At 73.5% G+C, this 11435-nt stretch carries 11 protein-coding genes; 7 read left to right on the forward strand and 4 right to left on the reverse strand.

Going from position 1 to position 11435, the window contains the following annotated elements; all coding sequences use genetic code 11:
• Positions 1-101: 101 nt before the first annotated feature.
• From ACIP98_RS33800 to ACIP98_RS33815, 4 genes are all read left to right on the forward strand, one after another.
• The gene (locus ACIP98_RS33800) at positions 102-1622 is read left to right on the forward strand and encodes an MFS transporter (RefSeq protein ID WP_319665617.1); all 1521 of its coding nucleotides are present in this window, start codon (positions 102-104) and stop codon (positions 1620-1622) included.
• A gap of 224 nt (positions 1623-1846) precedes the next feature.
• The gene (locus ACIP98_RS33805; RefSeq protein ID WP_319665618.1) at positions 1847-3679 is read left to right on the forward strand and encodes an AMP-binding protein; all 1833 of its coding nucleotides are present in this window, start codon (positions 1847-1849) and stop codon (positions 3677-3679) included.
• 120 nt (positions 3680-3799) lie between these two features.
• Entirely contained in the window at positions 3800-4627 is an 828-nt protein-coding gene (locus ACIP98_RS33810; protein ID WP_319665619.1) for an aldo/keto reductase, read from the forward strand.
• Positions 4628-4736: 109 nt separating this feature from the next.
• The gene (locus ACIP98_RS33815) at positions 4737-5501 is read left to right on the forward strand and encodes a methyltransferase domain-containing protein (RefSeq protein WP_401979646.1); all 765 of its coding nucleotides are present in this window, start codon (positions 4737-4739) and stop codon (positions 5499-5501) included.
• Here the strand turns inward: ACIP98_RS33815 and ACIP98_RS33820 are convergent.
• Positions 5482-6480 (reverse strand): aminoglycoside phosphotransferase family protein, encoded by a 999-nt coding sequence (locus ACIP98_RS33820; RefSeq protein ID WP_401979649.1) that lies wholly within the window; start codon positions 6478-6480, stop codon positions 5482-5484. The two genes, ACIP98_RS33815 and ACIP98_RS33820, sit on opposite strands and share 20 nt — an antisense overlap.
• Before the next feature lie 53 nt (positions 6481-6533).
• Here ACIP98_RS33820 and ACIP98_RS33825 point away from each other — a divergent pair, with 53 nt between their 5' ends.
• Complete coding sequence (locus tag ACIP98_RS33825; protein ID WP_401979650.1) at positions 6534-7388, forward strand: helix-turn-helix domain-containing protein; 855 nt, start codon at positions 6534-6536, stop codon at positions 7386-7388.
• On the opposite strand, the gene ACIP98_RS33830 is transcribed toward ACIP98_RS33825, so the two are convergent.
• Complete coding sequence (locus ACIP98_RS33830; RefSeq protein WP_401979651.1) at positions 7354-7734, reverse strand: nuclear transport factor 2 family protein; 381 nt, start codon at positions 7732-7734, stop codon at positions 7354-7356. The two genes, ACIP98_RS33825 and ACIP98_RS33830, sit on opposite strands and share 35 nt — an antisense overlap.
• Before the next feature lie 346 nt (positions 7735-8080).
• On the opposite strand from ACIP98_RS33830, the gene ACIP98_RS33835 reads away from it, so the two are divergent.
• Positions 8081-8851 (forward strand): GNAT family N-acetyltransferase, encoded by a 771-nt coding sequence (locus ACIP98_RS33835; protein ID WP_401979654.1) that lies wholly within the window; start codon positions 8081-8083, stop codon positions 8849-8851.
• An 82-nt stretch (positions 8852-8933) separates the two neighbouring features.
• Here the strand turns inward: ACIP98_RS33835 and ACIP98_RS33840 are convergent, their stop codons facing one another.
• On the reverse strand, positions 8934-9188 hold the full coding sequence (locus tag ACIP98_RS33840) for a helix-turn-helix domain-containing protein (RefSeq protein ID WP_319665625.1): 255 nt from the start codon (positions 9186-9188) through the stop codon (positions 8934-8936).
• Positions 9189-9299: 111 nt separating this feature from the next.
• Complete coding sequence (locus ACIP98_RS33845) at positions 9300-10001, reverse strand: type 1 glutamine amidotransferase domain-containing protein (RefSeq protein ID WP_319665626.1); 702 nt, start codon at positions 9999-10001, stop codon at positions 9300-9302.
• A gap of 785 nt (positions 10002-10786) precedes the next feature.
• Between ACIP98_RS33845 and ACIP98_RS33850 the strand changes: the two genes are divergently transcribed.
• Entirely contained in the window at positions 10787-10987 is a 201-nt protein-coding gene (locus ACIP98_RS33850) for a hypothetical protein (protein WP_319665627.1), read from the forward strand.
• The last annotated feature ends 448 nt before the right edge of the window (positions 10988-11435 follow it).

An 11435-nucleotide genomic window follows, 5' to 3' on the forward strand; every position in this document is an offset into this window, starting at 1 on the left:
CAGCACGTGGCTGGAAGAACCGGGCCACCCTTCGCGATGGTACGGAACAGGACCTTCGACGGACCTCTCGACGGACCTCTCGACGGAGAACAGGGAAGACCATGCGTAAATGGGGACCGCTGGTGGCGGTCTGTCTCGGCACCTTCATGCTGCTGATCGACGTGACGATCGTGATCGTCGCGCTGCCGGACATCGCGGGTGCGCTCGACGCCTCGCTGTCCGACCTCCAATGGATGATCGACGTGTACGCGCTGGCGCTGGCCGCCCTCCTGCTGGGCGCGGGCTCGGCGGCCGACGTCATAGGACGCCGCCGGATGTACGTGGCGGGGACCGCGCTGTTCGCCGCCGCGTCGCTCGCCTGCGGCCTGGCCCCGGGAGCGGGCTGGCTGGTGGCCATGCGCGCCGTGCAGGGGGTGGGGGCGACCGCGATGTTCGCCACCACGATCTCGCTGCTCGGCGCGGCCTACCAGGGGCGCGACCGCTCGGTGGCGCTCGGTGTGTGGGGCGCGGTCAGCGGCGCCGCGGCGGCGCTCGGCCCGGTGCTGGGCGGCCTGCTGACGCAGGGGCTGGACTGGCGGTGGATCTTCTTTGTCAACCTCCCCGTCAGCGTCGTCGCCATCGCGCTGACGCTCCGCGTGGTGAGCGAGTCGAAGGGCCGCAGCGGCGCGCGGATCGACTGGCCCGGCACAGCGTCCTTCACCGCCTTCGCGGGGCTCACCACCTTCGCGGTGATCCGCGCCGACGAGGCCGGGTGGGCCTCGGCGCGCACGATGGCGACCCTCGCCGGCGCGGCGGCGGCACTGGCCGTCTTCGTCCTGGTGGAGCGGCGTTCCGCGCACCCGATGCTGGACCTCGCGCTGTTCCGGGACCGCTCCTTCACCGGCGTCATGGTCGGCGCGTTCGCGCTCGCGGGCACGGCGTTCGGCGTCCTGGCCTACACCTCGCTGTGGCTGCAGACGCTGCTGGGGCTGAGCCCGGTGCGCGGCGGCCTGGTGCTGATCCCGCTGGCACTGGCGGCCTTCGTGGCCTCGGCGCTGGGCGGCCGTCTCCTGCACGGGGCGCCGCACCGGCTGGTGATCGGCGGCGGGCTGGTGCTGATCGGCGCCGGAGCGCTGGCGCAGGCGGTGCTGGACGCGGACTCCGGGTGGGCCTCGCTGACCGCGGGCCTGGTGGTGGCCGGGCTCGGCGTGGGCCTGGTCAACCCGGCGATCGCGGGCGCGGCGCTGGCCTCCGTACCGCCCCGGCGGGCGGGCATGGCGGGCGGCGCGGTCAACACCTTCCGCCAGCTCGGCTACGCGCTGGCGGTCGCCGTCTTCGGCACGCTGCTCACCGGCCGGATGGAGGACTCGCTGCGCGACTCCGGCGTCACCGACCCGCACACCGCCGCCCGGGTACTCGCGGGCGGCGGCGCGCGGGAACTGCTGGCGCGGGTTCCCGAGGGCCGGCGCCCGGCAGCCGACCACGCGCTGCACGCCGCCTTCGCCTCCGGGCTGAACGCCGCCGCCGTGACGGCGGGGATCGCGGGACTGGTCGCGGGCGCGGTCGTGCTCGTCCTCGTACGGTCGAAACCGCAGGCGGCAGCGCCCGAGCAGAGCGTTCCGGAGCCCGCGGCCGCGCTGTAGAGCGAGGGTGATCCCGGCGCGGGGATTTGGTGCAGATCCAAACGGGGTTCCCTCCACCCGGACACCACCTTCCGGCCTCATGTTCCTTGCGGTAACAGGGAATCCGCTCGTCACCGGGGTGCGGGGGTCCCTCCGGGGACCCTCACACCCGGTCACCGCACCCCTCCCGCGCCGCGGCGCCATCGGGTAGCTTCTGCAACCGCCCGAGCGGCCGAGGAGCGACCTTGCGCGAGTTCACCATTCCCCCACTGGTGACGGCACCCCAAGTCGGCGGCCTTGCGGACTCCGTGTTCGCCGCCGCCGCCGAGGAGCCGGACCGTGTCGTGCTCAGCCGCAGGACGGGCCCGGAGGGCGCCGAGTGGGAGGACGTCACCGCCGCCGGCTTCCGCGACGAGGTCGTCGCGGTGGCCAAGGGCCTGCTGGCGCACGGCATCCGCTTCGGCGACCGGGTCGGGCTGATGTCCCGTACCCGCTACGAGTGGACCGTGCTCGACTACGCGTTGTGGACGATCGGCGCCCAGCCCGTGCCGATCTACCCGACGTCCTCCTCCGAGCAGGTGCGCTGGATGCTCCACGACTCGGGCGCGGTCGCCTGCGTCGTGGAGCACGAGGACCACGCGATGACCATCGGCGCGGTCGTCGACGAACTCCCCCGGCTGGCCCGGCTGTGGCAGCTGGACTCCGAGGCGCTCACGGAGCTCGCCCGGGACGGCGCCGAGATCGACGACGACACGGTCCACCGGCACCGCATGGCCGTCACCCCGGACGGCCCGGCCACCGTCATCTACACCTCCGGCACCACCGGCCGGCCCAAGGGCTGTGTGATCAGCCACGCCAATTTCATGGCCGAGGCCGACAACGTCATCGCCAAGTACGAGCCGGTCTTCCATTCCAAGCCCGGTGACGAGGCCTCGACCCTGCTCTTCCTCCCGCTCGCCCACGTCTTCGGCCGCATGGTGGAGGTCGCGGCGGTACGCGCCCGGGTGCGGCTGGGGCACCAGCCCAATCTGGCCGCCGCCGAACTGCTCCCGGCGATGGCCTCCTTCAAGCCGACCTTCGTGCTCGCGGTCCCGTACGTCTTCGAGAAGGTCTTCCAGGGCGCCCGCCGCAAGGCCGAGGCGGGCGGAAGGCTCGGCCCCTTCGAGAAGGCCGTCGAGATCGCGGTACGGCACGCGGAGGCCATGGAAGCGCGCGCCTTCGGCACCGGCCCGGGCCCGAGCACGGGACTGCGGATGCAGCACCAGCTCTACGAGAAGCTGGTCTACGGCAAGGTGCGCGCGGCCCTCGGCGGCAAGGTCCGGCACGCCTTCTCGGGCGGTTCGGCGATGGACCGCAGACTCGGGCTGTTCTTCGACGGCGCGGGCGTACGGATCTTCGAGGGGTACGGACTGACCGAGACCACGGCCGCCGCCGTGGCCAATCCCCCCGAGCAGACACGTTTCGGCACGGTCGGCCTGCCCGTGCCCGGCACCGGCGTGCACATCGCCGACGACGGCGAGGTGTGGGTGCGCGGCGGACAGGTCTTCACCGAGTACCTCAACAACCCCAAGGCCACGGCGGAGGTCCTGCACGACGGCTGGCTGGCCACCGGTGACCTCGGCGCGCTCGACGAGGACGGCTACCTGACCATCACCGGCCGGAAGAAGGAGATCCTGGTCACCAGCGGCGGCAAGTCCGTCTCCCCGGTGGTGCTGGAGGACCGGGTGCGTTCCCACCCGCTGGTGTCGCAGTGCGTCGTGGTCGGCAACGACCGGCCGTTCATCGCCGCGCTCCTCACCCTCGACCCGGAGGGCATCGGGCACTGGCTGACGATGCGGGGCAAACCGCAGCTGCCGATCGCCAGGCTGATCCACGACGCCGACCTGGAGACCGAGATCCGCCGGGCCGTGGTGGCCGCGAACACCCTGGTCTCGCAGGCGGAGTCGATCCGCACCTTCCGCATCCTGGCCGGCCAGTTCTCCGAGGCGGAGGGGCTGCTCACCCCGTCGCTGAAGCTGAAGCGGAAGGCCATAGAGAAGGCGTACACACGGGAGATCGAGGCGCTGTACCGGCACTGAGCCCGGGGCCGCGGGATTCCCGGGCCGGCCCGGGCCGGCCCGGGAATGCGCGTGGGGGCCTTGATCGTTGTCCCGTGCGTTGCCCCGATGACGATCGACGACCCGAAGGATCAGCCGCCTGTGAGCACGGTCCCTGACATCACCCTCAACAACGGCGTCACGATGCCGCAGCTCGGCTTCGGCGTCTGGCAGGTGCCGGACGACGAGGCGGCGGACGCCGTCGGCACCGCCCTGGAAGCCGGCTACCGCAGCATCGACACCGCCGCGCTGTACCGGAACGAGCAGGGCACCGGCCGCGCCATCGCCGCCTCCGGCATCGCCCGCGAGGACCTGTTCGTCACCACCAAGCTGTGGAACACCGACCAGGGCCACGAGAACGCGCTGCGCGCCTTCGACGCCTCCCTGGCCAAGCTCGGCCTCGACTACGTCGACCTCTACCTGATCCACTGGCCGACCCCGGCCCGCGGTCTGTACCTGGAGACCTGGCGGGCCCTGGAGAAGATCCACGCCGACGGCCGGGCCCGCGCCATCGGCGTCTCGAACTTCCCGGTCGCGCAGCTGCAGCACCTGCTCGACGAGGGCGGCGTCGTGCCCGCCGTCAACCAGATCGAGCTGCACCCGAACCTCCCGCAGGCCGAACTGCGCGCCTTCGGCGCGGCCCACGGCATCGCCACCGAGGCGTGGTCGCCGCTCGGCCAGGGCCGCGGCCTGCTCGACGAGCCGGCGCTCGCCGCGGTGGCCGCCAAGCACGGCAAGAGCGCGGCGCAGATCGTGCTGCGCTGGCACCTCCAGCTCGGCAACGTGGTCATCCCCAAGTCCGTGACCCCCTCCCGGATCAGGGAGAACTTCGACGTCTTCGGCTTCGAGCTGGACGCCGAGGACCTGGCGGCGATCGACGCCCTCGACAACGGCGGCCGCCTCGGCCCCGACCCGTCGGCCTTCAACTGACATTCCTCGCAGTGCACGGCGGGAGGGCGGCGGCACCAAGACCCGTGCCGCCGCCCTCCGTCGTGCCGGGGCCCTCCCGCCGGGGACCGCGCGGGTCTACTCTGCGGTCGTGCTGGACTACGAGACGGAGGCCGCCCGGTACGACGCCACCCGGGGCGGGACACCGCGGGCCCGGGCCGCCGCCGCGTCGGTGCTCGGACTGGTGCCGCGGGAGGCCCGCACGCTGCTGGACGCGGGGTGCGGAACGGGCCTGGTGACACAGCGGTACGCACGGCCCGGGCTGCGTGTGCTGGGAGCGGATCGCGCGGCCGCCATGGCACACATGGCCAGGACCCGCGTCGGACCCGGCGTCGTGGTCGCCGACCTGCGCCGGCTGCCGTTCGCGGCGGGTTCGCTGGACGCGGTGTCCCTGGTGTGGGTGCTGCACCTGCTGCCGTTCGCGCCGCAGGTGATCGCGGAGTGCGCGCGGGTGCTGCGGCCCGGCGGGGTACTGGTCACCACCGTCGACAAGGACGCCGGGCACGACGTGGGCAGCGACATCGACGCGCTGCTCGGGCCCTTCAGGCGACGGGAGCCCTACGACGCCGAGGAGCCGGTGCTGCGGCACGCCGCCGCCCACGGGCTGCGCCCGGCCGGGGAGGCCCGCTTCACCGGCCACGGACAGGGCCGGGCCCCGCGCGACCTGGCCGCACGGATCGCCGCGGGCCGGTTCGCCTCCGCGCTCGTGCTGGGCGAGGAGGATGCCGACGCGCTGGCCGGGCGCCTGGTGGCGCTACCGGACCAGGACAAGCCGCGCCCCGATCCGGCCTACCGGCTGATCGCCCTCGCCAAGGACCGGGACGCACCGGACTCCCCTACAGCGGCGGCTCGTTGAGGAGTTCGTTCAGCCAGAGGGCCATGCGCTCGACCGGCACGGTGCCGCCGCCGCCGTGGCCCGCGGCCGGGAAGACCCGGCCCCAGGTGTGCGCCCGGCCGACCGCGCCGACCCGGCAGGCCAGGCTCGCCAGCCGGCGCAGCGCGGGCAGGTCGTGGCCCTCGCCGCCCCAGGACTCCAGGTAGCGGTCGCGCAGCCGCGCCACCACCTCCGGGCCGTCCGCGCCGTACCGCCGGTGCGCCATCCGGGCGGTCACGAGCAGGCTGGTGAAGGGATGGGCGAGGGCCGCGTCGCCCCAGTCGAAGAAGACATAGGCGTCGCCGCGGTGGAAGACCTGGTCCTCGTGCAGATCGGCGTGGTCGAGCGCCGCACCGATGCCGGAACCGTCCAGTTCCTCGCACCAGTCCACGAAACGCGGGCGGACGGCCCGGACCTCGGCGGGTGCGTCCGTGCGGTGGATCATCTCGTCCAGCAGCTCCGGCAGCCGCGCGGGCCGCAGGTCGGGCACACCGAGCGCGGCCATCTCGTGCGCGCGGTGCGCGGTGGCGCGCTGCAACGCGGCGTACGCGCGCAGCGGGGCCTCCCAGTAGTAGGGGCTGCCCCCCGGCCGGTCCGCGGTGCCGGCCAGCAGCGGGCCGCCGTCCGGCAGCAGCGCCCAGGCGCGCCCGGTGTCCACGGCCAGCGGCGCCAGCACCCGGCCCGGCACCCACCCGTGCAGTGCGCGGGTCAGCGCGGGCTCGAAGGCGGAGCCGGGCGGATTCGCCTTGAACCACACCGTCTCCCCCGACGTGGTGGGGATGCGCACGACCACCGACCAGGGGCGCAACCGGGCCAGCCACTCCTCCCGCGCCCGCGGTCGCAAGCCCCGCCCGGCGGTGGCCTCCTCCGCCCAGGCGAGGGCGTCGCGCCGCCACGCCCGGTCCGACCAGGGCGTCGGTCCCTCGTGCTCCCCGATGTCGATCCGCGGTTCCCGCTCCATCCCCGCATCACAGCACGGCCGCCCGCGCCGCGCACCTGCGTTACGGTCACCTCATGACGACGACCACGGCCGGCCCCGGCCCGTCCGTCGCGGGGGTGGGCACCCTGCTGCGCGGCTGGCGGGAGCGGCGGCGGATCAGCCAACTGGAACTCGCGCTGCGGGCCGACAGTTCGGCCCGGCACATCAGTTTCATCGAGACCGGCCGCTCGCGTCCCAGCCAGGCCATGGTGCTGCGGCTGGCCGAGCACCTGGAGGTACCGGTGCGGGAGCGCAACTCCCTGCTGGTGGCGGCCGGTTACGCTCCCTCCTTCCCCGAGACCCCGCTGCGCGACCCGGCCATGGACCCGCTGCGCGACAGCCTCGACCGGCTGCTGGCCGCGTACGACCCGAACCCGGCGCTGGTCCTGGACGGCATGTACGACGTCGTGGCCGCGAACCGCGGGGTCGCCCTGCTCCTCGACGGCGTCGCCGAGCACCTGCTGCGACCCCCGATGAACGCGATGCGGATCACCCTGCACCCCGACGGGCTCGCCCCTCGCATCCTCAACTTCCGCCAGTGGCGCGGTCATCTGCTGGAGCGCATCGAGCGCCAGATCACCATGAGCGGCTACGCGCCGCTGCGCCGGCTGTACGAGGAGCTGGCGGCCTACCCGGTGGACGCCGCCCACCCGGAGCCGCCGGCGGCGGACGGCCCGCACTCCCCCTTCGCGCTGCCGCTGCGCGTCGCCCACGGGGGCCGTGAGCTGTCGTTCCTCTCGACGGCCGCCACCTTCAACACCCCCATGGACGTGACGGTCTCCGAGCTGGCGATCGAGACCTTCCTGCCCGCCGACCCGGAGACCGCCGCCGCGCTGAGGGAAGGGGCACCGTCCGTCACACCTGCGGAATCCGGTCCAGGAAGCCGCTGACCGAGCGGATCCGGCCGTCCTCGGCCAGCGTGATCACATCCGACCCGGCCACCGGCGCGGTCCCCGCGGGTGCGCCCTCCGGCCCGAGCTCCCAGGAGAACCGCGCGATGTCGTGGTGGCCGTCCACACTCCCGGTGAGCGTGAACACCAGGCCCGGGAACTGCTCCGCCACCCCGCCGATCAGGGCGCTGACGGCCTCGTGCCCGGTGACGTCGGCCAGTGGGTCGGTGTAACCGCCGTCCTCGCTCCACGCGGCGGCCACGGCCTTGGCCCGCTCCTCGGCGCCTGCGGCGTTCCAGGCCTCGAAGTACCGGGCCACCGCGGTCTCGTACCGGTCCTGCGTCATGTCGGTTCCTCTTCCTCTTCCTCGTCGTGGTCGGCCCGGCGGACGGAGTGGAGTGCGCCACCCCGTCCGCCGGTACGTCCACCCTGCCGGGGCGCCGCGCAGGCGTCGATTACCTCGGGGGTAAGGGGGGACGCCGCGGTGCTGGCAGCCGGGGAGAGCGGTCTGGCGCCCCTGTTCTATCCCCGGCGGGGTGCGGCGTGATGGGTTGGAGCAGGGGCCGGGTACAGCCGCACCTTGTTGGAGGGCGGCGGCTCCGGCGTGCCCGTCGTACGGGTGGCCGTCCCTGTGACCCCGCACATCTCAACGGCTCGCCGGCACCGTCCGGCGACCGGAAGGAAGCACGTTGATGCATACGAACGACCCGCTCAGACCTGTCGTGTTCGCGTACACCGCCGTCCGCGACACTCTGGCGGCCGTTGCGACCGGTGACAGCAGAAGAGAGCCCGACGACACGGTTCTGGCCGTGTCCGGCGCCCCGGTCGCGGGGCTGAACGGCGTGATCAGCCCCGACCTGGAGCCGGACCCCGGCGTCGTCGAGGCCCTGGCCGACAGCGCGAGCCTGAGGGGACTCCCCTGGAGCATCCAGGTCCGCGGCGTCCCGGGACCGCGGATCAGCGCGGTGGCGGCACGCCACGGGCTGACCCACGTCAGCGCACAGCCCTTGATGGTCAGACGGTGCGACGCGGGAACACCGTCGCAGCCGGCCACCTGTCCCCTGCGCGTCCGCGCCGTGCGGGCCGACGAACTCGGCCTGTACGCCAAGATCATGGCGGAGGGCTTCGGGGTACCCCCCGAGATGTTCGAGATCTTCGCCGACCCGGCCCTGGCGGAGCGGGAAGGATTCACCTTCTACCTCGCGGAGGTCGACGGCGTCCCCGTGGGAACGGGCATGGCCGCGGTCAGCGGTGACCTGCTGGGGGTCTACAACATCTCCGTGCTCCCGGACCACCGCCGGCAGGGCCACGGCCTGGCCATCACTACGGAGATCGTCCGCGCGGGCCACGCGGCCGGCGCCACGACCGCCTACCTCTACTCCAGCGCGATGGGCGTGCCCGTCTACACGTCGGCGGGTTTCCACACCGCGGAAATCCTGACCTGGTTCACCGCTCCGGCATAGGCCGCCTCCGGCAGCCGGTCTCCCGTCCCGCCCGAACGGGCGGGACGGGACGGGAGACCGCCGGGCCCGCGCCCGCGGCCGGCTAGTGCGTCGAGCCCCTTCGCAGGTCCCTCGCGAAGGCCGCGGGCGTGGTGCCGTAGAGCTCCTTGAACTGGCGGATGAAGTGGCTGGAGTCGGAGAAGTTCCACTTCGCGGCGAGCTCCGTGATCTTCACCGCTCCGCCGGTCCTGACCATCTCGGCGTGCGCCTCCTGGGTGCGGCGCCGCCGGACGCAGCGCATGACAGAGTCGTCGGCCGCGGCGAAGGCGCGGTGCAACGACCGTACCGAGACCCCCATCCGGTGCGCGATGGTGGCCGGGGTGATGTCCTGCTCCCCCAGGCTGCGGTCGATGAGCCTTCGCGCCTCCTCCAGGTCCGGGTTCCCAGGGGTGCGCGTGGTGCCGTGGATTCAGCGGCCGGTGAGCGCGGCGACGAGCCGCTCGGCCAGCGGCTTGCTGGAGGCGGGGTTCTGGCCGGAGTAGAGGTTGCCGTCGACGACGACGTGCGCCTCCCACGGGATCCCGGCCGACCGGACGGTGGCCCCGCGCGCCTTGAGGACGTTCTCCACCAGCCACGGCGCCTGCTCGGAGGTGCCGTTGATCCGCTCCTCCTCGTTGGTGAACACGGTCAGGGTCCGTCCGGCGAAGAGCCAGCCCCCGCCCGGCAGGTTCGCCGACAGGAGCGCGGCCGGGCCGTGGCACACCGGGGCGATGATCTTCCCGGCGGCGTCGGCCTCGATGAGGATGCGGCCCAGGTCCGGGTCGTGGGCCAGGTCCTCCATGGGACCGTGCCCGCCGGGCATGAAGATCGCGTCGTAGTCGGCCGTGTCCACGTCGGACAGAGCCTTGGGGTTCGTGAGCGCCTCGGCCGAATCCTCGATGTAGGCGGCGAAGGCGGCCGCCTCGGGGCCGGCGACGTCGTCCCGCAGGCTCACGGGGTCGGCGGCCGGCTTGCCGCCCACCGGAGCGGCGATGTCGACGGTGAATCCGGCCTCGGTCAGGATGCGGTGCGGGACGACGAACTCCTCGGCCCAGTAGCCGCTGGGGTGCTTGCTGCCGTCCGTCTGCGTCCAGTAGTCGACGCCCGACAGCACCATCAGGATCCTGGCCATTCTCGGCTCACTTTCTTCAGGGCCGCTTGTCGCAGCCGGGAGTGGGAGGCAAGGGGCGTGGGAGAGCGCTCGGTCCCGAGAACCGATGCGTGCTCCGGCCCCGCGATCCAGGACACCACGCCCCACCCGGGCGACAGGCGCCGCTTTCCGGCCCTGACCTGCGGGGGAATCGTCTGCATAGGACGGAGCGACCCCCCTTGTCCGTGCTCCCCCGCGACACCCCGGGGGGAGGATGTGGGTTTGTCGAGAACGTCGGCCTCAGGGCATTCCCGCGCCGGTGCCGCGGCCGCATCGCTTCCGGGTCGGCGAGCCCGGACCTGCGCCGGCGACGACCGCTTCCCGCTCGTCCCTCGGGGGTGACGCACCAGCTACTCGCCGCCCTGGCCGAGCGGGGTTCCCGCCCGGGCTCCGCGGGCGGCCGGGGCGGGGCCGGGCCCGGCAGAAGCGTGCGCTGCAGCACGCGGGCCACGCCGTAGACGGCGCGCGAGGTGGGCCGCGCGGCCGTGTCCCGTACGAAGAGCGCGGCGAGCCCCCGCAGGCAACTGCGTACAGGCCGGGATCGGCGGGGGGCGCTCCGGGTCCGGGGCCCCGCGGACGCCATCGAGGCCTGGAACAGGTACGGCAGATCAGCCCTTCCGCCGGGGTTCGGGAAGCCGTGGCCGCCGCCCTTGAGCTCGACGCCGCAGAACGCGCCCACCGGTTCGACCTCGCGGGGGCCAAGGCCGGGCATCTCCCGGGCTGCGGAGGTTCCTGGACCCTTTCAGCGACCGGCCGGCTGCATCCTGGTGCGTCGCACCGACGCGCCGGCGACCGACCACCTCTTCCGTGCCCTGACGAACGACTCCGAGTCCCCGCCCGCGCGTGAGCGCGGCCTCGCCCACTGGGGCCTCCTGGACGCGGCGCCCAGCTCGCTGCACCCGCGCCGGGAGCAGGTCGCAGAGGACACCCGCACCGCCGAACTGGTCGGGGAACTGGCCGTGTGGTGAGAGGACTTCCGCCGCTGCAGGCACGACCCGAAGGTCTTCGACCGCACCCACGGGGACAAACCGCTCCACCACCCGGTCGTCGGTCACCTGACCATGCCCGGTGACCCCGACCGGACCCTTTTCGTGTACCTGCCGGCGCAGGACCAGGCCCTCAATCCGAGGGCCAGGGGTAGGTGGCCCGCCGAGGACAGGGGCGAGGGCCCCGGCGTAGGCGTCGGCCATGTGGCTCTCGTCGCGGTAGACGAAGAAGTCCCCGCACGACGCCGTGCGGGGACGGCGGTACGAGGTGCGGGCACGAGCGAGTGACCCGCTGGTCGCCCGGATCGCCCGCACGTCGCTGCGGCCTCGGGCATACGCGCGGAGCCCCGCGGTGCCTGCGTGGCACGGCGGGGCTCCGTCGCAGTACCCGTGGAGGTCAGCCCTTGCGGGCCGTGACCTCCTCGGTCAG

It is taken from the genome of Streptomyces sp. NPDC088354, from assembly GCF_044753585.1.
GTDB lineage: Bacteria > Actinomycetota > Actinomycetes > Streptomycetales > Streptomycetaceae > Actinacidiphila.

Coding starts and splice junctions, on each gene's coding strand:
- ACIP98_RS33840 (WP_319665625.1), bottom strand. CDS start 9,188: ATGGGGGTCTCGGTACGGTCGTTGCACCGCGCCTTCGCCGCGGCCGAC.
- ACIP98_RS33825 (WP_401979650.1), top strand. CDS start 6,534: ATGACGACGACCACGGCCGGCCCCGGCCCGTCCGTCGCGGGGGTGGGC.
- ACIP98_RS33830 (WP_401979651.1), bottom strand. CDS start 7,734: ATGACGCAGGACCGGTACGAGACCGCGGTGGCCCGGTACTTCGAGGCC.
- ACIP98_RS33845 (WP_319665626.1), bottom strand. CDS start 10,001: ATGGCCAGGATCCTGATGGTGCTGTCGGGCGTCGACTACTGGACGCAG.
- ACIP98_RS33835 (WP_401979654.1), top strand. CDS start 8,081: ATGCATACGAACGACCCGCTCAGACCTGTCGTGTTCGCGTACACCGCC.
- ACIP98_RS33820 (WP_401979649.1), bottom strand. CDS start 6,480: ATGGAGCGGGAACCGCGGATCGACATCGGGGAGCACGAGGGACCGACG.
- ACIP98_RS33800 (WP_319665617.1), top strand. CDS start 102: ATGCGTAAATGGGGACCGCTGGTGGCGGTCTGTCTCGGCACCTTCATG.